The sequence below is a fragment of the Natrinema marinum genome, assembly GCF_024296685.1.
GTDB classification, from domain to species: domain Archaea; phylum Halobacteriota; class Halobacteria; order Halobacteriales; family Natrialbaceae; genus Natrinema; species Natrinema marinum.
The window spans coordinates 1,482,690-1,503,241 of sequence record NZ_CP100763.1; the positions used below are offsets into that span (position 1 = coordinate 1,482,690).

The following is a 20,552-nucleotide window of genomic DNA, read 5'->3' on the forward strand; positions in this document are numbered from 1 at the left end:
GTACCGCGACCGATCCCGACGCCGAGACTTTTATCGCGGCCGTCGAATGGCCGGCATGGAACTCACTCCGGAACAGGAGGCGGTCCGCGAGACCGTCCGGGAGTTCGCCAGCGAGGAGATCAGGCCGACCGCGCTCGAGGCTGACAGGGACGAGGCGTTCCCCGAGGCCGTCTGGGACGGCCTCGCCGACCTCGACCTGACCGGGCTGACGGTCCCCGAGGAGTACGGCGGCTACGACGCGGCTCCGGTGACGGCTGCCGTGGTCAACGAGGAAGTCGCCTACGGCATGCTCGCGGTGGCGACGGCGCTGTCGGTCCACTCGCTCGCGACGTCCTGTATCGCGGAGTTCGGGAGCGAAGACCAGCGGGAGCGGTGGTTGCCGGAGATGGCCGAGGGTCGGCCGGTGGGCGCGTTCGCGCTCTCGGAGCCCCACGCGGGGTCGAACCCCGCGGAGATGGCCACCGAGGCGCGACGGGAGGGTGACGAGTACGTCATCGACGGCGAGAAACAGTGGATTACGAACGGCGAACGCGCGGGCGTCTATATTCTCTTCGCGAAGACGGATCGTGACGATCCGTCGACGGTCACGCAGTTCCTCGTCCCCGGTGACGTCGACGGGCTGACCGTCGGCGAACCCGAGGAGAAACTCGGCCTGCGCGCGAGCGACACCACGAGCCTGACGTTCGACGACGTTCGGCTCCCCGCCGAAAACCGGCTGACGGAGGAGGGCGCGGGGCTGTCGGCCGCGTTCCACATCCTCACCGGCGGGCGGATCGCCATCGCCGCCCAGTCGGTCGGCCTCGCACAGTGCGCGTTCGACGAGGCCCTTGCCTACAGCCGGGAGCGCGACCAGTTCGGCGGCCCGATCGCCGACATCCAGACGATCCGGCACAAGCTCGCCGAGATGGCGACCCGGATCCGAGCCGCGCGGCTCTTGACGCGAGACGCGGCCCGGAAGCGAGGGGCCGGCTCGAGCCCCGGCGGCGCGGCGCTCGAGGCCAGCATGGCGAAGTACTTCGCGAGCGAGGCGGCGATGTTCGTCACGAACGAGGCCGTCCAGATCCACGGTGGCTACGGCTACGTCACCGAAGGCAGGGTCGAGCGGCTCTACCGCGACGCGAAGATCACCGAGATCTACGAGGGGACGACCGAGATCCAGAAGACGGTGATCGCGCGGGAACTGCTCGAGTGAGCAGGCGGAGCTCGGGGCCGCGCGGGGATCGGGAACGACGAAGCGGCGAACAGTATATTCGGCGGCCGCACCTACAATAGACCGTGACCGGATACGACGCCATCGTCTACGATCTGGACGGGACGCTCGTCGAGCTCGATGTCGACTGGAACGCAGTCGCCGTCGACGTCCGCGAGGTGTATCGCCACGCGAACATCGAGCCGCCGGGCGACGGGCTCTGGGGCATGCTCGAGACCGCCGGCGACGCCGGAGTGGCCGCCGAGGTGGAGTCGGCCATCGCGGCCCACGAACACGACGGCGCGCGAACGTCAGACCGGCTCGCCCATGCCGACGACCTCCTCGAGCGGACGGTGCCGGCCGGCGTCTGCTCGCTGAACTGTGAGCGGGCCTGCCGGATCGCGCTCGAGGAACACGCCCTCGAGACGGCGGTCGACGCGGTCGTCGGCCGCGACACGGTCGGGACGTGGAAACCGGACCCCGAGCCGCTGCTCGCGACGGTCGAGCGACTCGACGCGGACCCAGAGCGAGCGCTGTTCGTCGGCGACTCGGCGCGGGATCGAAAAACGGCGGACAGAGCGGGCGTCGCCTTCGAGTTCGTCGGCGACGGCCCGTCGGGCGTCTGATCCTCGCCCGCGAGAGGACGGAGCGACTACTCCTGTTTGTGCTTCGCGTAGGCGAAGACCGTAATCGCCGTGAGCAACCAGACGACCGCACCGACCCGGATCGCGAACTCGGCGCGCGAGCCCCAGGTCGGCAGCGAGGCGGTCGTCGACAGGCCGGCGACGACGGGCGCGCCGACCACGATGGTGGCGACGAACGTCGTCTGCATCACCCAGCCGTAGTCGACGCCGTCGGGCGAGGTCGTTTCGACGCGTTCTGGCACGCTTGGAACTGACGACCCGGACCTCTTAAGCGTCGCGGGTGGGGCCGGCGGACGACGCTCGACCGGGACTGGTTTTCGCCGTCGCTCGAGGAAGAACAACGACGTTTAACCGTGGGAGACCAACCTATGCGTATGCCTACCGTGCGGGACGTACGAGCGAAGGCGGGCGAGGAGCCGATCACGATGCTGACGGCCTACGACGCGCCGACGGCGGCGATCGTCGACGAGGCCGGCGTCGACATCATCCTCGTCGGGGACAGCCTCGGGAACACGAGCATGGGCCACGAGACGACGCTCCCCGTGACCGTCGACGACATGGCGCGCCACACTGGCGCGGTCGCGCGCGCGACGGAGAAGTCCCTTATCGTCGCCGATATGCCCTTCCTCTCGATCGGCGTCGACGAGTCGGCGAGCCTCGAGAACGCCGGCCGGATGCTCAAAGAAGAAGACGCCCACGCGGTCAAACTCGAGTGTGGTCCACACACCGTCGACCTGACGGAGAAGTTGGTTCAGTTGGGCATTCCGGTGATGGCCCACCTCGGGCTGACGCCCCAGCACGTCAACCAGTACGGCGGCTATCCCAGGCAGGGCACGGATCCGGAAGCGGCCGAGCGCATCCTCGAGTTGGCCGAGGCTCACGAGGAAGCGGGCGCGTTCTCGCTCGTCCTCGAGCACGTGCCGTCGAATCTCGCCGCCGAGGTCACCGACGCGATCGACATCCCGACGATCGGGATCGGCGCAGGTCCCGACTGCGACGGACAGGTCCTCGTCGTCGACGACGCCATCGGACTGAGCGAGTGGACGCCCTCGTTCTCGAAGCAGTTCGGAAACGTTCGCGCGGAGATGGAGTCGGCGATCGGCGCGTACGTCTCGGCAGTCGAATCCGGCGAGTTTCCCGCCGAAGAACACGGTCACGAGGAGACCGATCTCGAGGAACTGTACTGATTCCAACCAGTCGCAGGTGATGATACTAGGGAAATAATATAACATACAGAGATAGACCGCGTTTAGGGGCAGTGTTTATATGGTGTGATTCCGTAAGCTGAGTTACATCACGGTGGATCGACACCATGACAGAGTCAACAAGGGGAACGCCGGTCGCAGGCGGGCTAGACGCCGATCAGCCATCGCAGCTACAACACGTCACCGTAGAGCGAGACGACGTCGCAGTCTGTACGATGTTCCCGCGAGAGATCGGTGAGGACGCGGTATCGGAGCAGTGGATCACCGCGACCGCGGACTCGTTCGTCCCGCTCGTCCAACAACGATAGATCGCTTCTCAGCGTTGGCGTCGGTTCGGCGGCCGGCCCCAGCACGGACGAATCGCCGTTTCGATCGCTCACCCGCTACCACCCTGTAGAAAGTCGTCGACGACCGTATTGAACGCAGTCGGTCGCTCGAGCATCGCTAGATGGCCCGCGTCCTCGATTTCGGCCAATCGGCCGCGTTCGGTCTCGTCGGCGAGATACTCGTGGAACCACGGCGGCGTCAACTGATCGTACTCGCCGTAGGCCGCCAGCACGGGCGTCTCGATTTCGCCGAGTCGGTCGCGAACGTCGAACTCGTGGCAGGTCAGGAAATCGCGGCGCGTCACCGCCTGGCCGGTGTCGTACATCCGCTCTATCGACCGCTCCCGGAGGTCCGAATCGGGGTCGTGAAAGAGCCGATCCGGGCCGTGGAGGAACTCGACCGCCCGATCGAAGTCGGACTTGAGCCACTCGAGGAGGTCGTCCAGAACGCCGAGTCGGGCACCCGTCCCAGTCAGGACGACCGCATCCGGGTCGAACGAGCGCTCGAGCAGGACGTGCTGGACGACCGCACCGCCGAGCGAGTTGCCGACCAGAACGCGAGCGTCCGTCGCTTCGGCGACAGCCAGCACGTCGTCGGCGTAGGCCGACAGCGCGGTGTAGCCGGCGCTCGCGTCGACATCGTCCGAATCGCCGTGGCCGCTGAGGTCGACCGCGATGATCGGGTATCGATCCGCGAGCGAGTGTTGACCGGTCCAGACCTTGCGCGAGCCGCCGCTCCCGTGAAGACAGCAGATCGGCGGGCCATCGCCTCCACGGTCGACGACTGCGTACGCCGTTTCCCGGCCGTTGTGTGCTACCGTTTCCATACGTAGCGAAACGTTCTGAACCGGTATAAAGTCATGAGGCGAGGCGACTGGAGAGCGCCAGCAACGGGACTATACTCGCGCCACGCATCGCCCTATTCACCGACCGCCCTGGCCGAAGAAACGCGACCTGGCCTCCTGTGAACTACGAACAATCACCTTTCGACGGACCACATTGTCGTCGGGCGATTACCGCCGAAACATTTATATATCTGTGGTGCTTACCTTGGGTTAGTTGAACCATGACTCTCGAACAATTCACCCGTGAAGAGGGGCAGTTAGCCCGTCGGTACGAGTACGACGACGGGGCGGTCCTCGCCGTCGACTTCGGGACCGCCGAGGCTGACGCCTCCGTCGATCTGGTCGATGACACGGTTATCGTCGTCGTGAAAGACGAGCAGTACGAGATCGATCTCCCCGACGCCACCGGGGACGCGCACACGTTTATGAAAAACGGCGTCCTGACTGTCGAACTGGAGGAGGAACTATGAAGCTCACCGTCAAACCCCTGAAACAGAAGGATGCGGGTCGCGGACTGGCCGCTATCGACCGCGTCTCGATGAACGAACTCGACCTCGAGAACGGCGACTACATCGTCATCGAGGGCAAGGGCGACGGTCAGGCCGTCGCGCGCGTCTGGCCCGGCTATCCCGAGGACGAAGGCCGTGGAATCGTCCGGATCGACGGCCGCCTCCGCCAGGAGGCCAACGTCGGGATCGACGACACCGTCACCATCGAGTCGGCCGATGTCAAACCAGCCAAGTCCGTCACCGTGGCGCTGCCACAGAACCTGCGGATCCGCGGCGACATCGGCCCGCTCGTGCGCGACAAGCTCTCGGGTCAGGCCGTTACCGAAGGCCAGACGGTACCGTTCTCGCTGTCGTTCGGCCCGATGGCCAGCTCCGGCCAGTCGGTGCCGCTGAAGATCGCGAGCACCTCTCCGTCGGGCACGGTCGTCATCACCGACTCGACGAGCATCGACATCTCCGAAACGCCGGCCGAGCAGGTCAGCTCGAGTGGCGGCACGTCCGCCGAGGGCGTTCCGAACGTCACCTACGAGGACATCGGCGGCTTAGACGAGGAACTCGACCAGGTCCGCGAGATGATCGAGTTGCCGATGCGCCATCCCGAGCTGTTCCAGCAGTTAGGGATCGAGCCGCCGAAGGGCGTCCTGCTGCACGGCCCGCCGGGCACCGGGAAGACCCTGATGGCCAAGGCCGTCGCCAACGAGATCGACGCTCACTTCGAGACGATCTCCGGGCCGGAGATCATGTCGAAGTACTACGGCGAAAGCGAGGAACAACTCCGCGAGGTCTTCGAGGAGGCCGAGGAGAACGCGCCCGCGATCGTCTTCATCGACGAACTCGACTCGATCGCTGCCAAGCGCGAGGAGGCCGGCGGTGACGTGGAACGGCGCGTCGTCGCCCAACTGCTCAGCCTGATGGACGGCTTAGAGGAGCGCGGCCGCGTCACGGTCATCGCCGCGACCAACCGCGTCGACGCGATCGACCCCGCGCTCCGCCGCGGCGGCCGGTTCGACCGCGAGATCGAGATCGGCGTCCCGGACAAAGAGGGCCGCAAGGAGATCCTCCAGGTCCACACCCGCGGGATGCCCCTCTCCGAGTCGATCGACCTCGAGCAGTACGCCGAGAACACCCACGGCTTCGTCGGGGCCGACCTCGAGTCGCTGGCCCGCGAGAGCGCGATGAACGCGCTCCGGCGCATCCGCCCAGAACTCGACTTAGAGTCCGAGGAGATCGACGCCGACGTCCTCGAGTCGCTCGAGGTGAACGAGCGGGACGTCAAGGAGGCGCTCAAGGGCATCCAGCCCTCCGCGCTGCGCGAGGTCTTCGTCGAGGTCCCCGACGTCACCTGGAACGACGTGGGCGGCCTCGGAGACACCAAAGAGCGCCTGCGCGAGACGATCCAGTGGCCGCTGGACTACCCCGAGGTGTTCGAGGCCATGGACATGCAGGCCGCGAAGGGCGTCCTCATGTACGGCCCGCCGGGGACCGGGAAGACGCTGCTCGCGAAGGCAGTCGCCAACGAGGCCCAGTCGAACTTCATCTCGATCAAGGGTCCCGAGCTGCTGAACAAGTACGTCGGGGAGTCCGAGAAGGGCGTCCGCGAGGTCTTCGAGAAGGCCCGCGAGAACGCCCCGACCGTGATCTTCTTCGACGAGATCGACTCGATCGCGGGCGAACGCGGCCAGCGCCAGAGCGATTCCGGCGTCGGCGAACGGGTCGTCTCCCAGCTCCTGACCGAGCTGGACGGCTTAGAGGAGCTCGAGGATGTCGTCGTCATCGCGACGACTAACCGACCCGACCTGATCGACAACGCCTTGCTCCGTCCCGGTCGGCTCGACCGCCACGTCCACGTGCCGGTCCCCAACGAGGACGGTCGCAAGAAGATCTTCGAGGTCCACACCCGCAACAAGCCCCTGGCCGACGCGGTCGACCTCGAGTGGCTCGCCGCAGAGACGGAGGGCTACGTCGGCGCCGACATCGAGGCGGTCTGCCGCGAGGCGTCGATGGCCGCCAGCCGCGAGTTCATCAACTCGGTCGATCCCGAGGAGATGGACGACACCATCGGCAACGTCCGCATCAGCCGCGAGCACTTCGAGCACGCGCTCGGGGAGGTCAACGCGAGCGTGACGCCCGAGACGCGGGAGCAATACGAGGAACTCGAAGAGGAGTTCCAGCAGGCCGAGCCCGGTGGGGAAGAACAGGTCGGACGGACCTTCCAGTAGGGTCGCCGACCGCGGCGCAGTCTCCTATTCTTCGCACGTCTCGCACTCGCCAGTGACGTCGCCCGACCGCGGGTCGTCGCCGGTGACGAACTCGAGACGCGCCAGTCGTTGCTCGAGGACGTACCGGAACCAGCCGACGAGCCCGTGAGCCCGCTCGCTGGCCCAGATTCCGACCTCGGTCCGTTCGTCCGGCACGAGGCCACTGGACAACGCGCTCAGCACGACTGTTTTCCGATCGACCAGTACCAGTCGGCCGATCGACCGTCCCGGTCGAACGTGCGCGTCGAACGCGAACTCCGAGACAGCGACCGCGGCCGCCGGCATCTCATTGTGAACGCGTCGCCGGTCGACCGCCGAGGGGACTTCGACGAACACCGCGACGTTTCGGTCGCGTGCCGACGCGAGCCTCTCGAGCAGCGACGGGCTTAGCACGCTGCCGTCGGCCGCGAGGAGGTAGAGTTCGCTCGTCGCTTCCTCGAGCGCCGTCCGCGTCCGGTTGTCGACGTCTCGCTGGCTGGCGACCTGCCAGACGCCGTCTTCATCGACCGTCCGCTGCTCGAGTTCCTGTAAGTGGGCCGCCGCCGTCTCGAGGTGGTCGCGGTACTCCTGTCGAAGCCGTTCTCGGGCGACGTCGACCGGGACGACGGCGTATCGGCGGGGATCGGACTCCTGTACGTCCACGAGCCCGAGTCGGTGGAGTCGGTCGACGACGTCATAGACACGTGACTGGGGAACATCGGCAACCCGACTGATCTCGTTTGCCGTCCCCTCCGACAGCTGCGTCAACGCGACGAAACACTGTGCCTCGTAGGTGCGAAGGCCCAGTTTTTCCAGCGCTTCGACGGCGTCCGCTTTAGACATGGTCGAACGTCCCGTTCGTCTGAAGAGTCATCTACAATGGGAACTATTTGCATGGATCGTAGAAAAGCTGATCCATCTCTTCAGCCCGATAGAATGGCGGTAGCGGGCCGATCGATCGCGACAATCGGAGTCGGTCGTCCGACCGCTCGTGGGACCACGATCGACGCACCAGCGTCGGTACGTCGATCGAACTCACCAATTCAAGCCGAAGTTTCGTAGGCCGGAGTCTAGAAGCATTCGGTAATGGACGGAACACCGATCGATCGGGGCCAGGGTGTCGCCGTACGAGCGTACGATAGAGGAGGGTGTCGTGGATGACGGGGTCCGATCGGGACCCCACGGAAGACCGGCCGATACTCGCCGAGCGGACGTACGACGAATCGACGCCGGCCAGTATAGCTGCTATCTATGCACTCGCAACCGCACTCGAGACCGATCCGATCAGTTGTTCGACCGAGTTCGGATTCACGCTGTACGATTACGTCGATCCCGAAGCCCTCAATGCGATCGTCACGCACGACCAGCCGGCGGGTACCGTCACCGTCGAACTCTCGCTCGAGGAGTATCTACTCCAGATCACGGACACGGGCCGCGTCCGCGTTCTGGGAGCGAGCGATTCGCTACCTGAACCGGACCGGTAGGCCGCGTTCCGTGAGCCGGTGTCAGTGGGCGAGATCGACCGGCTCGAGGTCCGCGAGAACCTCGTCGGCGTGGCCGTCGGGCGAGACGCCCTCGTAGACCCCTTCGATTCGGCCGTCCGGTCCGACGACGTACGTGTTGCGGAAGACGCCGTCGAAGGTGTTGCCGAACATCTGCTTTTCGCCGTAGGATTCGTAGAGCGTCGCGACCTCGCCGAACTCGTCGGAGAGGAGATCGAACGCGAGGTCGTAGTCGGCCGCGAAGTCGGCGAGGTCGTCGACGGAATCGTCGCTGATACCGACGACCGCGGCGTCGCGGTCCGCGAGTTGGGGGAGCGCGTCGTTGAACCCGCAGGCTTCGGCCGTACAGCCGTCGGTGTTCGCGCGGGGATAGAAGTAGACGACCAGCCGCTGGCCATCGAAATCCGAGCGGCGGACCGTCTCGCCGTGCTGGTTGGGCAGTTCGAACTCTGGCGCTTCGTCGCCGACATCGAGCATGCTCGGGAGTTAGCGACAGTTATTGTATACGTTACGGTTTCACACGGGAATACATCTCAGTACAGAGGTCTCCAGAGCTGTCTCCAAGACGTGGGTCGGCCGGGCCACACAGCGGTCACTCGAGCCGTTCGGCCGCCTCTCGGTCGACGAGCGGGGCGGCGTTTTGCTCCGGTAGCGTGACCACGTCGTCGCTCGTGAGGGTGTACTCGCGATCGTCCACTCCGAGGATCGAGCCGATGTCGCTGGTGATCCGGACGGTCGTCCGGTCGACATCGGCTGGCCCTGTGTCGAGCGAGTCACCCGCACCGGCGTCGCCCGCCTCACCGCCGGAATCGGCGTTCGTGGCTCCGGTGTCGGTGTCGTGGCCGGCGTCGGGTTCGGTGGCAGTGTCCACGGATGCCCCCTCGCTGTCGTCCTCGTCGCGCGGTTCGGACGGCCGCGTCGGCGGCCCGTCACCGCCCATCACGTCCGCGGCCGTGACGCCACTCGAGTCGGCCCCATCCGAGCCCGGTCGCGGCTCGGCGCCGTGCTCGGTCTCTACTGGCGGGTCCTCCGGTGGAATCGGCGGCGTGTCTTCCGCAGTCGCGCGGCCGGACGGATCGGCCGAGGCCAACTGTGAGTCGGCCGGCTCCGCCGGGTGGACCGCGTCGGATTCGGCCGCCGAGTCGGCTGCAGACGCCGAGTCGGTCGTTGCGGCGTCGACGCCCTCGAGTACGTCCAGCACGCGGGACTTGTTCGAGCCGATGCGGTCGACGAGGTCGTCGAACAGGTCGGCCTCCTCTGCGGTCAGCCCGTCGTCGTCGGCCGCCATGCCGGCCGCGGCGAGGCTGGCCTGCTTGACGAGTTTCCCCATCCGACGCTCGTAGATCGCCTCGACGACGTCCTTGGCGGTCTCGATCTCGTCGGTCAGGCGGCCCACCTCGGGCGAGGAAAACGGGTCATCGGCCTGTTCGGCGACGCGGTCGCGTTCGTCCTCCAGGTCGGCGATGTAGTCGCCGACCTCCTGGTAGAACGAGGGGCGCAGATTCTGGAGGCTGTCCTTCTGGCGCTCCTTGCTCTGGACCGAACGCAACTCGTCTAAATTCATTCTTTCTCCTTCTCCGCCCGGCCGCGTGCCATCAGGAACACGGCGACGTACTCCGGTAGTGACTGGTCGCCTTCCTGGACCGTAAAGCTATCTCCTCCAAGCTCGATCTCGCCGCCGTCGGTTACGTCGACGGCGATCTCGTGGCCCGTGAAGGTCTCGGGGACGGCGTCGACGAGCGGATCGAACTCCTCGAGTTCGTCTCGCTCTAAGCGCACCGTCTCGAGGCCGCTGCCGCCGTGGAGACTGCCCGGCAGGCGGATGAGCCGGTTCGTGTCCGTGGTGACGGGTTCGTCGATCGGCGCGTTGTCCCGCTCGACGGCGGTACTCGCGAACCGCTCTGCCAACTGGGCGACCGCGGTGTGGACGGTAACGTTGCCCGCCTCGAGCTGGTCTCGATTGTTGCGGGCCGCGTTCAGCGTGGCCTCGGCTTTGCCCTCGCCGATGCCGTCGAACGTCTGGAGTCGCTCGAGGGCCGCGTCGTCGTCCAGTTCGAGCAACTCGTCCACGAAGTCCATGAAGTGCGCGTGCGTTCTGGCACCCCAGCCACCCTCGATCTGGAGCGTGCGGCGCTCGGTCGGCGTCTTCCGTCCCAGCCCCGCGACGGTCTCGGTCTCGATCAGTTCGTCGTACTCGAGGCCGATACCGCGGACGTAGTCGACGATCTCGCGGCGGTGTTCCCGCTCGAGATGGAGGACGTTCTCGTCGCGGACGTGGACGTGATAGCCCCGGCCGCCCGAGAAGACGATCTCGAGGTCTTCGAAGGCGAAGTCGTCGGTGAGGAAGTCGAGCAGCCGAAAGAGGGCGTCCTTACACTTCGCGAGCATCTCGGCGTAGCTGTCCTCGCCGAGGGTGACACTCGGCAGGTGGTCGGCGTCGAGGTCGAAGACGAGATCCGCGGACTGCCAGTCTTTGGCGTGCATCGAACTCGCACCGGGGTCTCGAAAGCGCCCCGCGGAGAAGTAGACGTGTCGGGGGCGCTTCCGAACGAGAAACTCGGAGAGATCGCCCAACTCGAGGAGCGATCGGTGACGGACCATCGTCGTATCCGGCCCCTCGGTCCAGGGGATAAAGCCCCACTCGCGTTCGTTCGCGGCGGGCGGCGGCGTGATCTCCGTGCGGCGGTAGTGATCACGGAATCGCCCTCGAAGATAGGCCCTCGTTCGCTCCTCCATACGACTCGAGTAGTCGTGGATGGGGGCGTATAATCCTGCCGAATGGTTCGAACGCGGCGACCGTCGTAACGAGCGGGGAGAGGACTACCGGCGAATCAGTTCCGAAATGCGGTCGGTAATTCCCACGTCCGCCCCGAGTTTCAGGTAGTAGGCGTCGCCGCCGTCCTCGTAGTAGTTGTCGATCCGGCGCTTGATCTCGAAGCCGAGATGTTCGTAGAACTGGAGGGCGTTCTCGTTGCTCGTGCGGGCGTGACACGTGATCGTGTCGTGGTCGTTGGCCACGTGGGCGACGAGTCGTTTCCCGATCCCCTCGCCGCGGAACTCGGACGAGACCGCCAGAAAGAGAATATAACCGTCGCGGCGAACGGCGGCGAAGCCGATCAGTTCCCCATCCTGGACGTAACAGTGTACCTTCGATCGGCGATACGCGTCGGTGAAGAAATCGTATCGCTGTTTGAGCACACCTTCCTGACGATTGATCGCCTCTTTCAGCTGCCAGGCTTCGTCGACGAAATCGCCGCTCCCCGGGGCGACGACCCGACTGTCGATGTTGACGCTCACTACCACACACTACCAGCGTCGTCAATATAATTCCACCGGCAGTCGATCCTCTGGAACGTCAGACGGCGGCGACATGTTTCGAGCGATTCGTGTTTCCCCGCGACGACCGCGGCCATCGAATCGACGAACATACGATCCCAGCCGCCGAACCGGCAAGCGAATGGGGTTCGAACTGCGCGCCCACACGGCCGATATCGCGGTCTCGGCGACCGGCGCCTCGCTCGAGGCGACGTTCGCGGCGGTAGCCGACGGCCTCGCGGCCGCGTCGTGCGAGGAGATTCCGGTCGACACAGGGGAGCGCTTTTCGCTCGCCGTGACCGCCGAGAGCCGCGAGGCCCTGCTGTTCGACTACCTCGACGAACTGATATACCTGCGGGACGTGCGGGCGGAGCTGCCCGTCGACCACCGCGTCGACTCGATCGACGTCGATCCAGCGACCGACGGGGCGGACGAGTGGCACCTCGAGGGAAGCACCCGCGGCGTCCCGCTCGCCGAAATCGACGCCCGCGAGGTGAAGGCGGTGACCTACTCGGAGATGCGACTCGAACGCGCCGACGACGGCTGGGAGGCGTACGTCGTCTTCGACGTCTGAGCGAGCCGAACGGGCTCGACCCCGGCGACGAGCGAACCGAGAGACGAACATCTTTCTTCGACGGCGTCCGACTCTCGCGTATGACCACCTTCGACGCCGACGGCATCACGCTCGAGCGGGTGCGCGAATACGTCTGGGAGATTCCAGAGACGGGCGATATGCGCACTCCCGCGCGCGTATTGGCCAGCGAAGCGCTGCTCGAGGAGATCGCGGACGACAAGACGCTCGAGCAGATCACGAACACGACCCATCTGCCGGGAATTACCAAGTACGCGATCTGTATGCCCGACGGCCATCAGGGCTACGGCTTCCCGGTCGGTGGAGTCGGCGCACTCGACGCCGAAAACGGCTGTATTTCGCCGGGAGCGGTCGGCTACGACATCAATTGCGGCGTCAGGATGATGCGGACGAACCTAACCTACGACGAGTTACGGGGTCGGGAAGAGGAACTCGTCGACTCGCTATTTGCCAACATCCCATCGGGTCTCGGCGGCGGCGGCATCGTCGAGGCCGGCGTCGACACCGTCGACGAGATCCTCGCCCGCGGCGTCGACTGGGCGCTCGAGAACGGCCACGCGGTCGAAGACGACCTGTTGCACTGCGAGGACGAGGGGATGCGCGAGGGGGCGGACCCCGACAAGGTCAGTCAGAAGGCCAAGGATCGCGGGAAGAACCAGATCGGTTCGCTGGGCTCGGGGAATCACTTCCTCGAGGTCCAGCGCGTGACCGATATCTTCGACGACGAGGTCGGTGAGGCCTACGGGCTCTCCGAGGATCAGATCGTCGTGCTGATCCACTGCGGTTCGCGCGGACTGGGCCACCAGACCTGCAACGACTACCTCCGGAAGATCGAGCAGCAACACCAGGGATTGCTGAACCAGTTGCCGGACAAAGAGTTGGCCGCGGCTCCGGCGGGATCCCAGCTCGCCGAGGACTACTACGGCGCGATGAACGCGGCGATCAACTTCGCGTGGGTCAACCGCCAGCTGATCATGCACCGGACGCGGCAGGTCTTCGAGCGCGTGTTCGATCGGTCCTGGGAGGAAATGGAGATGGACCTGCTGTACGACGTGGCTCACAACATCGCGAAAAAAGAGACGCACGAGGTAGGGGTCGGGCCGGAGGGTCGACCAGTGCGAGACGGCGACGCCGGAGAGCGCGAGGAGCGCGAACTCTACGTCCACCGCAAAGGCGCGACGCGGGCGTTCCCCGCCGGCCATCCCGAGGTGCCAGCGGCCTACCGCGATGTCGGACAGCCAGTCATCATCCCCGGCAGCATGGGTGCGGGCAGCTACGTCCTCCGCGGCGGGGAGAACTCGATGGATCTCACCTTCGGCTCGACGGCACACGGCGCGGGTCGACTGATGAGCCGCACGCAAGCGAAAAACGAGTACTGGGGCGGCGACGTGCAACAGCAGCTGCGGGAGCAGAATCAGATCTACGTCAAGGCCCAGTCGGGCGCGACGGTGGCCGAGGAAGCGCCGGGCGTCTACAAGGACGTCGACGAGGTCGTCCGCGTCTCGGACGAACTCGGCATCGGCGACAAGGTGGCGCGGACGTTCCCCGTTTGCAACATCAAGGGCTGATCGCGGGGTCGGTGCCGTCGCTTTACGGTTCGCCCTCTCGGTCGGTATGTCCAGGTCATCGGGACGGAAACGGCCGACTCGATCACGGCCGATTCAGCGCGAACGAACCGACCGAACGAGCCTGTGGGGGTACTGGCAGACTCGCACGGTCGTTCGGTGACCAGCAGGTGTGGCGAACCGTCGACCCGCCGTGAACGGGTGACTGGCGATACGTTCGTCCGATCTGCCCCGCGATGGCAGACCGGGTGTGTGTTGTCGAGTGACACGGATGGAGATTATCCCGGCGGTGGCAAGCGTTTTTCCCGACGGGCACCCCCGCCTGGGTCGGGACTCCTGAACCGCGACCGGACGGGCGACCCACACTCGAGGGTGTCTCGAACGTGTGTACTCGGCGGCAGATCCGGTCGGGAGCGGAGTCAGCGAGTGGTACCACCGCGGACCGCTCACCACCCGCCGCGAGGAACAGCGCGGTCGCACGGCCCGCGCTACTGCACCCGGAACGGACTCTCGTCGTCGTCGTCGCCATCCTCGCTCTCGTAGGGCTTTCGGGCGGTGATCGTCACGGTCGCCTCGGGGTCGTCTTCGTCGGCCCACGGGCTGTCGTAGGCCGAGATCTCGAGGTCGGTCACGTCCCATCCTTCCTCTTCGATCAGTTCCACGAGGCGACGCTGGTCCGCGAGCATGTCCTCGTCCATACGCTCCCGTTCGATCGGGCCCGGGGTAGGTCTTCTGCCGCCCAGTGTGAGATCTCCGCTACCTGCCCTCGTCGGGCCCACCGATATCGACGACCTCCTCGACGAGCGTCCGGTGGGCGCGCCGGAGGCGCTCGGACAGCGCCTGATGCGAGATGTCGAGTTCGTCCGAGAGTCCGTCCATGTCCATCCCGCGGGGAATCTCGTAGTAGTCGCGCTCGAGGGCCGCCACGAGCGTCTCGTACTGCGCGTCGGTGAGCCCGATCCGGCCCTGGCGGTTCTCCTCGAGTCGGTGGATCTTCTGGATCTCGATCTGGAGCCCCCGTTCGGTCGCGAATTCGTACGTTCGAGACAGCGCGTCCCGTTCGGGGAAGAGGACGCGGAACCGCCACCGTTCGTTCTCGCTTCGCGCTTCGAGGACCGTTGCCCGCTCCTCTGTCAACAGGTGGAGCATGACGGTGACGTCGTCGACCCAGTGCATCCGGTAGAGTCGCTCGCCGCCGAGGTCCGTGAGCCGTTCGGCCTCCTCGACGCTCGGATCGTCCCGGAGCGCGTCGGCGAGGCCGGCGAGCGCGGCCTCGTCGCCGGAAAACCACACGTACGGCATCACGTGGTCGGGGTCGTGTGCGACGACGCGTTCGATCTCCACGCCGAGGTCGTCGATGACCTCGAGCGTGTGCCGAAGCGCGAACTCCGCGGCGGGGACCGTCAGTTCCGCGATGGTACTCATGGGACCGTTCACCACGTCGACGACCAAGAGTCCCGGACCACCCCGGTCGGCGATCCCACCGCCAGCGACAGTTATCGTTCATAGCTGACAGTAGATGAAACCGAAATCGGTTACGCAACGCGGAAATCCCCGGCGTGTTTAAGCGGGTTCGACTGCAACCCGGTAGCATGCTCACCGACGAGTTCGGGCGCGAGGTGACCGGGGTCCGCGTCTCGCTCACCGATCGGTGTAACTTCGATTGCGTCTACTGTCACAACGAGGGGTTAGGCGACACCCGCGGGCCGATGGACCCGCAGGACGACGAGATGTCGACCGACGACGTCGTTCGCTTCCTCGAGGTCGCCGCCGAGTTCGACGTCGACGCGGTGAAGTTCACCGGCGGCGAGCCGATGCTCCGGGACGATCTCGAGGAGATCATCGCGCGCACGCCAGACGCGATGGAAGTCTCGCTGACGACCAACGGGACGTTCCTCCCCGGCCGCGCCGAAGGGTTAGTCGATGCCGGCTTAGAGCGGGTCAACGTCTCCCAGGACGCGCTCGATCCGGCCGATTTCGCCGAGATTACCAAGAGCGGCGCCTACGAGAAGGTCATCGAAGGGGTCGACGCGGCGCTCGAGGCCGGCCTCGATCCGGTCAAGCTCAACATGGTCGTCTTCGAGCACACGGCAGGGTACGTGCCGAAGATGGTCGACCACGTCGCGGAAAACGACGGGCTCCAGCTCCAGCTGATCGAATACATGCCCGAGCTGACTGGGAAGCCGGAGTGGAACGTCAATATCCAGCGCGTCCACGATTGGCTCGCCGAACAGGCGACGGAGATCGAACACCGGGAGATGCACGACCGCAAGCGGTACTGGATCGGGGGGACTGCGGACGAGGGGGGAATGGTCGAGATCGTCGACCCCGTCGAGAACCCCACGTTCTGTGCGAACTGCCACCGCGTTCGAGTCACCCACGAGGGGTACCTCAAAGGGTGTCTCAACCGTAACGACGACCTCAAACCGATGGGCGAGATGACCAAACCCGAAATCCGGGAGGCCTTCCGCGATGTCGTCGCGAACCGCGTCCCCTACTACGGCGAGTACATGGTCCGGAACGACGAGGGCGAGTGGGAGGTCAACGACGAGTACATCGAGGAGTACGTCGGCGCGTAGCGTCGGCTGCTCGCCCTCGAACTCGATCGGCGGTTTCGACTGGATGCGATCGTTACTCGCTTCGCCGGTGTGACTCGGTAACAGACCTGTTCTCGCCGAGTCGCCGCCACCTTTCGTTGCGCTTAAGTAGTCGACGGGGGTAGGTCCGGGTGCGATACGTGTAGGGGAGCGATCCCCGAGTCCGCGAGGGCGACGATAGACCGACCGTGTTGTGGTAGCCAAGCGGCCCAAGGCGCATGGTTGCTAACCATGTGGCGTCAAGCCTCCGGGGTTCGAATCCCCGCCACAACGTCGGATACTCAACTGGCGTTTTCCCGCCAGTCGATTTGCAACGCACGCAGACCAGACACAGATACACGACACATGAGCGCGGAAGAACCTCAAGAACAACAGGACGACGAAGATCTCCAGTACTTCGTCCGCATCGGTCAGACCGACCTCGATGGGACGAAGTCCGTCGAGCGCTCGCTCACGGAGATGAACGGGATCGGCCGCCGAACCGCCCGTCTCATCGCCGACGAAGCGGGCGTCGACCGAACGGCGACGTTCGGTCGACTCGACGACGACGTCATCGACGAGGTCGTCGAGGTCGTCGAGAACTACGCCGACCGAGTCCCCGACTGGCTCAACAACCGCCAGGAGGACTTCTACACCGGCGAAACGACCCACGAGATCGGCAACGATCTCCAGTTGACCCGTCAGCACGACATCAACCGGATGAAGATGATCGACTCCTACAAGGGCGTTCGCCACAAGCGCGGCCAGAAGGTCCGCGGCCAGCGAACCAAGTCCACCGGCCGAACGGAGGGCACCATCGGGGTCAACGTCGAAGAGATCCGCGAAGAACAGGCCGAAGAGGCGGCCGCCGAAGAGGGTGAGGGCGAATAATGCCACTCGGTACCGACACCAAACACTACGAGACGCCAAACCACCCCTACCAGGGTGAGCGCATCGCGTCCGAGCACTCCCTCGTCGACCGCTACGGACTCAAGAACAAAGAAGAGCTCTGGCGCGCCCAGTCCGAGCTTCGCTCCTACCGGCGCGAGGCCCGCGACCTGCTCGGCCAGGCACAGGGCGACGAGACCGTCGTCCGCCGCTCCGAGGAGTTCCTCGGCCGACTCAAGCGAGTCGGCATCCTCGACGAAACGGACGAACTCGGCGACATCCTGTCGCTCGAGATCGAGGACATCCTAGAGCGGCGACTGCAGACGATCGTCTACCGCAACGGGCTCGCGAACACGACCCAGCAGGCCCGCCAGTTCATCACGCACGGCCACGTCGTGATCGGCGACCAGCGCCACCGCGTTCCCTCCTACGTCGTCGACATCGACGAAGAGGATCTGGTGGCCTTCGACGAGAACAGCCCGCTCGCGGACGAACTCCACCCCGAACGCGCGGAGGGCCAGTAAATCATGAGCCAGGACGACGAAAAGTGGGGCATCGCCCACGTGCACGCATCGTTCAACAACACCGTCATGACCGTGACCGACCTCACGGGCGCGGAGACGATCGCCAAGTCCTCCGGCGGGACGGCGGTCAAGCAGAACCGCGACGAGGCGTCGCCGTACGCGGCCATGCAGATGGCCGAGTCCGTCGCCGAGGAGGTCAAAGCGGCCGGCATTACGGGCCTGCACGTCCGCGTGCGCGGCCCCGGCGGCAACCTCCAGAAGTCCCCCGGTCCCGGCGCGCAGGCGACGATCCGCGCGCTGGCCCGCTCGGGCATCGAGATCGGGCGCATCGAGGACGTCACGCCGATCCCCCACGACGGATCGCGCGCTCCGAAAGGCAAGGGCGGCTACTAGATCATGTCTGCATCGTACGACGTCGAGTTCGTCGAACGCGAGGATCGCGAAGCCCGGTTCCTCGTTCGCGGCGTGACGCCCGCGTTCGCCAACGGCATCCGTCGCGCGATGGTCGCCGACGTGCCCACGATGGCGATCGACACCGTCAGGTTCGTCGAGAACTCGTCGGTCATGTTCGACGAGCAACTCGCCTTGCGGCTCGGGCTCGTCCCGCTGACGACGCCGCCGGTCGGCGAGTTCGGCGAGGACGACACCGTCACGCTCTCGATCGACGTCGAAGGGCCGGCCACCGCTTACTCCGGCGATCTGGTCTCCAGCGACGACCTCGTCCGCCCCGCGGACGAGAACGTCCCGATCATCGAACTCAAAGACGGCCAGCGCCTCGAGGCCGAGGCAGACGCCGTCCTCGACCGCGGCAAAGACCACGCCAAACATCAAGGCGGTGTCGCGGTCGGCTACCGACACCTCCAGCGCGTGGCGGTCGACGGTGATCTCCCCGAGTTCGAGGACCAGGAGACCCGGATCATCCGCGGCGTGATAGAAGACGACGGCGAACTCGTTTCCACGAGCGAGTTCGATCACGACCTCTCGAATCGCTATCCGGGCAAGCAGGTCCGGGTCGAGGACGTGCCCAACGCCTTCGTCTTCCACGTGGAGACGGACGGCTCCTTTACCGTCGAGGAACTGGTCACGCGAGCCGCGGAGACGATCGCGGCGCGTGCGACAGAACTCGAAGAAGCAGTACAGTTATAGCAATGTACCGACGCCCCCAACCCGAACAGGACGCGCCGCTCGCCGACGCCGTGAGCGACGAGATCGGCGATCGCGCGGCCACCGGAATCGAAAGGGGTTTGAAGGGGCGACGGATAGACGGAAGTGCGAGCAGGGATAGCCAAGTCAGGCCAACGGCGCAGCGTTCAGGGCGCTGTCTCGTAGGAGTCCGCAGGTTCAAATCCTGCTCCCTGCATCACTTCTCACAGATCGATTCCGACCGCGCTCGCGGAGACGCCTCCTCGTCTCCGCGGGCGGTTGCAGTATTTGGAGGAAACCAATGAGTAGCAAGACCAATCCGAGGCTCACCGATCTCATCGCCGAGCTGAAGTCGACGTCCCGAGAGACGGACGCCGATGTCTGGCGAGATGTCGCGGATCGACTCGAGAAGCCCCGGCGCACCCACGCAGAGGTGAACCTGGGCCGCATCGAGCGGTACGCACGCGAAGAAGAGACCGTCGTCGTTCCCGGCAAAGTGCTGGGCTCCGGCGCACTACAGAAAAACGTCACCGTCGCCGCCGTCAACTTCTCTTCGTCCGCAGAGACGAAGATCGAACAAGTCGGCGAACCGGTATCGCTCGAGCAGGCGCTCGAGGCGAATCCCGACGGCTCCAACGTCCGGGTGATTCGATGAGTCTCGCAGAGTTCGACGCAGATCTCGTCGTCGATGCCCAGGACTGTATCCTCGGTCGCGTCGCCAGCGAAGTCGCCCAGCGCGCGCTGGACGGCGAACGCGTCGCGATCGTCAACGCCGAGGACGCAGTCATCACCGGCGACAAAGAAGACATCTTCGAGACGTACCGCACGCGGCTGCAGATGGGTTCGGACAGCGGACCCTACTACCCCAAGCGACCGGACACGATCTTCAAGCGGTCCGTTCGTGGGATGCTGCCGTACAAGAAACCGCGCGGCCGCGAGGCGCTCGACAGCGTCCGCGTCTACGTCGGCAACCCCTACGAGAACGACGACACCGAGTCCGAAGTGCTCGAGGGGACGTCGCTGGATCGGCTGTCGAACATCCGCTTCGTCCACCTGCACGAAGTGTCCGAACAGTTAGGTGCTAACGTCACATGGTAACCAACACGAGCGGCAAGAAGAAGACGGCCGTCGCCCGCGCCACGGTGCGCGAAGGCGAGGGTCGCGTTCGAATCAACTCCCAGCCCGTCGAGCTGGTCGAACCGGAGATGTCCCGGCTCAAGATGCTCGAGCCGTTCCGCATCGTCGGCGAGGACCTGCGCGGCGAGATGGACATCGACGTCCGCGTCGAGGGCGGCGGTATCAGCGGTCAGGCAGACGCCGTCCGAACCGCCATCGCGCGCGGGATCGTCCAGCACACCAACGACGCCGAACTCCGCGACGCGTTCATGGAGTTCGACCGCTCGCTGCTGGTCAACGACGTTCGCCAGTCCGAACCGAAGAAGTGGGGCGGCCCGGGCGCTCGGGCGCGCTACCAGAAGTCCTACCGCTAAGG

General features: G+C 65.5%; 26 protein-coding genes and 2 tRNA genes. 19 read left to right on the plus strand and 9 right to left on the minus strand.

Going from position 1 to position 20,552, the window contains the following annotated elements; all coding sequences use genetic code 11:
• Positions 1 to 55 precede the first annotated feature (55 nt).
• On the plus strand, positions 56 to 1,192 hold the full coding sequence (locus NKH51_RS07275; protein WP_254764580.1) for an acyl-CoA dehydrogenase family protein: 1,137 nt from the start codon (positions 56 to 58) through the stop codon (positions 1,190 to 1,192).
• 83 nt (positions 1,193 to 1,275) lie between these two features.
• Positions 1,276 to 1,815 carry an HAD family hydrolase gene (locus NKH51_RS07280; RefSeq protein ID WP_254764581.1) on the plus strand — a complete coding sequence of 180 codons (540 nt, stop codon included), beginning with the start codon at positions 1,276 to 1,278 and terminating at the stop codon, positions 1,813 to 1,815.
• Positions 1,816 to 1,841: 26 nt separating this feature from the next.
• Here NKH51_RS07280 and NKH51_RS07285 read toward each other — a convergent pair whose 3' ends face one another.
• Positions 1,842 to 2,075: a DUF5822 domain-containing protein gene (locus NKH51_RS07285; RefSeq protein ID WP_254764582.1), complete on the minus strand. Its 234-nt coding sequence runs from the start codon at positions 2,073 to 2,075 to the stop codon at positions 1,842 to 1,844.
• Positions 2,076 to 2,207: 132 nt separating this feature from the next.
• On the opposite strand from NKH51_RS07285, the gene panB reads away from it, so the two are divergent.
• Together panB and NKH51_RS07295 are read left to right on the plus strand one after the other, a co-directional pair.
• Complete coding sequence (gene panB / locus NKH51_RS07290; RefSeq protein ID WP_254764583.1) at positions 2,208 to 3,020, plus strand: 3-methyl-2-oxobutanoate hydroxymethyltransferase; 813 nt, start codon at positions 2,208 to 2,210, stop codon at positions 3,018 to 3,020.
• 125 nt (positions 3,021 to 3,145) lie between these two features.
• Positions 3,146 to 3,346: a DUF7511 domain-containing protein gene (locus NKH51_RS07295; RefSeq protein WP_254764584.1), complete on the plus strand. Its 201-nt coding sequence runs from the start codon at positions 3,146 to 3,148 to the stop codon at positions 3,344 to 3,346.
• Between the two features lie 68 nt (positions 3,347 to 3,414).
• Here the strand turns inward: NKH51_RS07295 and NKH51_RS07300 are convergent, their stop codons facing one another.
• Positions 3,415 to 4,191 carry an alpha/beta fold hydrolase gene (locus tag NKH51_RS07300; RefSeq protein WP_254764585.1) on the minus strand — a complete coding sequence of 259 codons (777 nt, stop codon included), beginning with the start codon at positions 4,189 to 4,191 and terminating at the stop codon, positions 3,415 to 3,417.
• Positions 4,192 to 4,430: 239 nt separating this feature from the next.
• On the opposite strand from NKH51_RS07300, the gene NKH51_RS07305 reads away from it, so the two are divergent.
• Both NKH51_RS07305 and NKH51_RS07310 read left to right on the plus strand, forming a co-directional pair.
• Positions 4,431 to 4,679: a DUF7127 family protein gene (locus tag NKH51_RS07305; RefSeq protein WP_254764586.1), complete on the plus strand. Its 249-nt coding sequence runs from the start codon at positions 4,431 to 4,433 to the stop codon at positions 4,677 to 4,679.
• Positions 4,676 to 6,937: a CDC48 family AAA ATPase gene (locus tag NKH51_RS07310; protein WP_254764587.1), complete on the plus strand. Its 2,262-nt coding sequence runs from the start codon at positions 4,676 to 4,678 to the stop codon at positions 6,935 to 6,937. Before NKH51_RS07305 ends, NKH51_RS07310 begins: the two co-directional genes overlap by 4 nt.
• 24 nt (positions 6,938 to 6,961) lie before the next feature.
• Here the strand turns inward: NKH51_RS07310 and NKH51_RS07315 are convergent, their stop codons facing one another.
• Positions 6,962 to 7,798 carry a TrmB family transcriptional regulator gene (locus NKH51_RS07315; RefSeq protein ID WP_254764588.1) on the minus strand — a complete coding sequence of 279 codons (837 nt, stop codon included), beginning with the start codon at positions 7,796 to 7,798 and terminating at the stop codon, positions 6,962 to 6,964.
• Positions 7,799 to 8,112: 314 nt separating this feature from the next.
• Here NKH51_RS07315 and NKH51_RS07320 point away from each other — a divergent pair, with 314 nt between their 5' ends.
• A complete protein-coding gene (locus NKH51_RS07320) occupies positions 8,113 to 8,439 on the plus strand; it encodes a HalOD1 output domain-containing protein (RefSeq protein ID WP_254764589.1) in 327 nt (108 codons plus the stop codon).
• Positions 8,440 to 8,460: 21 nt separating this feature from the next.
• Here the strand turns inward: NKH51_RS07320 and bcp are convergent, their stop codons facing one another.
• The 4 genes from bcp to NKH51_RS07340 all read right to left on the minus strand — a co-directional run bounded on the left by bcp (position 8,461) and on the right by NKH51_RS07340 (position 11,754).
• On the minus strand, positions 8,461 to 8,934 hold the full coding sequence (gene bcp, locus NKH51_RS07325; RefSeq protein ID WP_254764590.1) for a thioredoxin-dependent thiol peroxidase: 474 nt from the start codon (positions 8,932 to 8,934) through the stop codon (positions 8,461 to 8,463).
• A gap of 115 nt (positions 8,935 to 9,049) precedes the next feature.
• Positions 9,050 to 10,021 (minus strand): DNA replication complex subunit Gins51, encoded by a 972-nt coding sequence (locus tag NKH51_RS07330; RefSeq protein WP_254764591.1) that lies wholly within the window; start codon positions 10,019 to 10,021, stop codon positions 9,050 to 9,052.
• Entirely contained in the window at positions 10,018 to 11,193 is a 1,176-nt protein-coding gene (gene priS, locus NKH51_RS07335) for a DNA primase small subunit PriS (RefSeq protein ID WP_254764592.1), read from the minus strand. Before priS ends, NKH51_RS07330 begins: the two co-directional genes overlap by 4 nt.
• A gap of 84 nt (positions 11,194 to 11,277) precedes the next feature.
• A complete protein-coding gene (locus tag NKH51_RS07340; RefSeq protein ID WP_254764593.1) occupies positions 11,278 to 11,754 on the minus strand; it encodes a GNAT family N-acetyltransferase in 477 nt (158 codons plus the stop codon).
• Between the two features lie 160 nt (positions 11,755 to 11,914).
• On the opposite strand from NKH51_RS07340, the gene NKH51_RS07345 reads away from it, so the two are divergent.
• Positions 11,915 to 12,346, plus strand: a complete 432-nt coding sequence (locus NKH51_RS07345; protein WP_254764594.1) for an archease — start codon at positions 11,915 to 11,917, stop codon at positions 12,344 to 12,346.
• Between the two features lie 80 nt (positions 12,347 to 12,426).
• The gene (locus NKH51_RS07350) at positions 12,427 to 13,932 is read left to right on the plus strand and encodes an RtcB family protein (RefSeq protein ID WP_254764595.1); all 1,506 of its coding nucleotides are present in this window, start codon (positions 12,427 to 12,429) and stop codon (positions 13,930 to 13,932) included.
• Between the two features lie 485 nt (positions 13,933 to 14,417).
• Here NKH51_RS07350 and NKH51_RS07355 read toward each other — a convergent pair whose 3' ends face one another.
• Positions 14,418 to 14,627 (minus strand): hypothetical protein, encoded by a 210-nt coding sequence (locus NKH51_RS07355; protein WP_254764596.1) that lies wholly within the window; start codon positions 14,625 to 14,627, stop codon positions 14,418 to 14,420.
• Positions 14,628 to 14,685: 58 nt separating this feature from the next.
• Positions 14,686 to 15,354 (minus strand): helix-turn-helix domain-containing protein, encoded by a 669-nt coding sequence (locus tag NKH51_RS07360; RefSeq protein WP_254764597.1) that lies wholly within the window; start codon positions 15,352 to 15,354, stop codon positions 14,686 to 14,688.
• A 167-nt stretch (positions 15,355 to 15,521) separates the two neighbouring features.
• Between NKH51_RS07360 and moaA the strand changes: the two genes are divergently transcribed.
• From moaA to NKH51_RS07410, 10 genes are all read left to right on the plus strand, one after another.
• Positions 15,522 to 16,508: a GTP 3',8-cyclase MoaA gene (moaA, locus tag NKH51_RS07365; RefSeq protein WP_254764598.1), complete on the plus strand. Its 987-nt coding sequence runs from the start codon at positions 15,522 to 15,524 to the stop codon at positions 16,506 to 16,508.
• A 208-nt stretch (positions 16,509 to 16,716) separates the two neighbouring features.
• Positions 16,717 to 16,799, plus strand: a tRNA-Ser gene (locus tag NKH51_RS07370).
• 72 nt (positions 16,800 to 16,871) lie between these two features.
• Positions 16,872 to 17,396: a 30S ribosomal protein S13 gene (locus NKH51_RS07375; protein WP_254764599.1), complete on the plus strand. Its 525-nt coding sequence runs from the start codon at positions 16,872 to 16,874 to the stop codon at positions 17,394 to 17,396.
• Entirely contained in the window at positions 17,396 to 17,917 is a 522-nt protein-coding gene (locus NKH51_RS07380) for a 30S ribosomal protein S4 (protein WP_254764600.1), read from the plus strand. The genes NKH51_RS07375 and NKH51_RS07380 overlap by 1 nt, the downstream gene beginning before the upstream one ends.
• 3 nt (positions 17,918 to 17,920) lie before the next feature.
• A complete protein-coding gene (locus NKH51_RS07385; protein ID WP_006182145.1) occupies positions 17,921 to 18,310 on the plus strand; it encodes a 30S ribosomal protein S11 in 390 nt (129 codons plus the stop codon).
• A gap of 3 nt (positions 18,311 to 18,313) precedes the next feature.
• The gene (locus NKH51_RS07390) at positions 18,314 to 19,063 is read left to right on the plus strand and encodes a DNA-directed RNA polymerase subunit D (RefSeq protein WP_254764601.1); all 750 of its coding nucleotides are present in this window, start codon (positions 18,314 to 18,316) and stop codon (positions 19,061 to 19,063) included.
• A 129-nt stretch (positions 19,064 to 19,192) separates the two neighbouring features.
• Positions 19,193 to 19,277, plus strand: a tRNA-Leu gene (locus NKH51_RS07395).
• A gap of 84 nt (positions 19,278 to 19,361) precedes the next feature.
• The gene (locus tag NKH51_RS07400; RefSeq protein ID WP_254764602.1) at positions 19,362 to 19,715 is read left to right on the plus strand and encodes a 50S ribosomal protein L18e; all 354 of its coding nucleotides are present in this window, start codon (positions 19,362 to 19,364) and stop codon (positions 19,713 to 19,715) included.
• Positions 19,712 to 20,158 (plus strand): 50S ribosomal protein L13, encoded by a 447-nt coding sequence (locus NKH51_RS07405; RefSeq protein ID WP_254764603.1) that lies wholly within the window; start codon positions 19,712 to 19,714, stop codon positions 20,156 to 20,158. The genes NKH51_RS07400 and NKH51_RS07405 overlap by 4 nt, the downstream gene beginning before the upstream one ends.
• Positions 20,152 to 20,550 carry a 30S ribosomal protein S9 gene (locus NKH51_RS07410; RefSeq protein ID WP_090614065.1) on the plus strand — a complete coding sequence of 133 codons (399 nt, stop codon included), beginning with the start codon at positions 20,152 to 20,154 and terminating at the stop codon, positions 20,548 to 20,550. Before NKH51_RS07405 ends, NKH51_RS07410 begins: the two co-directional genes overlap by 7 nt.
• Positions 20,551 to 20,552 lie beyond the last annotated feature (2 nt).

What these genes read in the sequence shown, in the direction of transcription:
- NKH51_RS07275 (WP_254764580.1), top strand. Translation starts at nt 56, where the DNA reads ATGGAACTCACTCCGGAACAGGAGGCGGTCCGCGAGACCGTCCGGGAG.
- panB (WP_254764583.1), top strand. Translation starts at nt 2,208, where the DNA reads ATGCCTACCGTGCGGGACGTACGAGCGAAGGCGGGCGAGGAGCCGATC.
- NKH51_RS07295 (WP_254764584.1), top strand. Translation starts at nt 3,146, where the DNA reads ATGACAGAGTCAACAAGGGGAACGCCGGTCGCAGGCGGGCTAGACGCC.
- NKH51_RS07300 (WP_254764585.1), bottom strand. Translation starts at nt 4,191, where the DNA reads ATGGAAACGGTAGCACACAACGGCCGGGAAACGGCGTACGCAGTCGTC.
- NKH51_RS07305 (WP_254764586.1), top strand. Translation starts at nt 4,431, where the DNA reads ATGACTCTCGAACAATTCACCCGTGAAGAGGGGCAGTTAGCCCGTCGG.
- NKH51_RS07310 (WP_254764587.1), top strand. Translation starts at nt 4,676, where the DNA reads ATGAAGCTCACCGTCAAACCCCTGAAACAGAAGGATGCGGGTCGCGGA.
- NKH51_RS07315 (WP_254764588.1), bottom strand. Translation starts at nt 7,798, where the DNA reads ATGTCTAAAGCGGACGCCGTCGAAGCGCTGGAAAAACTGGGCCTTCGC.
- NKH51_RS07320 (WP_254764589.1), top strand. Translation starts at nt 8,113, where the DNA reads ATGACGGGGTCCGATCGGGACCCCACGGAAGACCGGCCGATACTCGCC.
- bcp (WP_254764590.1), bottom strand. Translation starts at nt 8,934, where the DNA reads ATGCTCGATGTCGGCGACGAAGCGCCAGAGTTCGAACTGCCCAACCAG.
- NKH51_RS07330 (WP_254764591.1), bottom strand. Translation starts at nt 10,021, where the DNA reads ATGAATTTAGACGAGTTGCGTTCGGTCCAGAGCAAGGAGCGCCAGAAG.
- priS (WP_254764592.1), bottom strand. Translation starts at nt 11,193, where the DNA reads ATGGAGGAGCGAACGAGGGCCTATCTTCGAGGGCGATTCCGTGATCAC.
- NKH51_RS07345 (WP_254764594.1), top strand. Translation starts at nt 11,915, where the DNA reads ATGGGGTTCGAACTGCGCGCCCACACGGCCGATATCGCGGTCTCGGCG.
- NKH51_RS07350 (WP_254764595.1), top strand. Translation starts at nt 12,427, where the DNA reads ATGACCACCTTCGACGCCGACGGCATCACGCTCGAGCGGGTGCGCGAA.
- NKH51_RS07355 (WP_254764596.1), bottom strand. Translation starts at nt 14,627, where the DNA reads ATGGACGAGGACATGCTCGCGGACCAGCGTCGCCTCGTGGAACTGATC.
- NKH51_RS07360 (WP_254764597.1), bottom strand. Translation starts at nt 15,354, where the DNA reads ATGAGTACCATCGCGGAACTGACGGTCCCCGCCGCGGAGTTCGCGCTT.
- moaA (WP_254764598.1), top strand. Translation starts at nt 15,522, where the DNA reads ATGCTCACCGACGAGTTCGGGCGCGAGGTGACCGGGGTCCGCGTCTCG.
- NKH51_RS07375 (WP_254764599.1), top strand. Translation starts at nt 16,872, where the DNA reads ATGAGCGCGGAAGAACCTCAAGAACAACAGGACGACGAAGATCTCCAG.
- NKH51_RS07380 (WP_254764600.1), top strand. Translation starts at nt 17,396, where the DNA reads ATGCCACTCGGTACCGACACCAAACACTACGAGACGCCAAACCACCCC.
- NKH51_RS07385 (WP_006182145.1), top strand. Translation starts at nt 17,921, where the DNA reads ATGAGCCAGGACGACGAAAAGTGGGGCATCGCCCACGTGCACGCATCG.
- NKH51_RS07390 (WP_254764601.1), top strand. Translation starts at nt 18,314, where the DNA reads ATGTCTGCATCGTACGACGTCGAGTTCGTCGAACGCGAGGATCGCGAA.
- NKH51_RS07400 (WP_254764602.1), top strand. Translation starts at nt 19,362, where the DNA reads ATGAGTAGCAAGACCAATCCGAGGCTCACCGATCTCATCGCCGAGCTG.
- NKH51_RS07405 (WP_254764603.1), top strand. Translation starts at nt 19,712, where the DNA reads ATGAGTCTCGCAGAGTTCGACGCAGATCTCGTCGTCGATGCCCAGGAC.
- NKH51_RS07410 (WP_090614065.1), top strand. Translation starts at nt 20,152, where the DNA reads ATGGTAACCAACACGAGCGGCAAGAAGAAGACGGCCGTCGCCCGCGCC.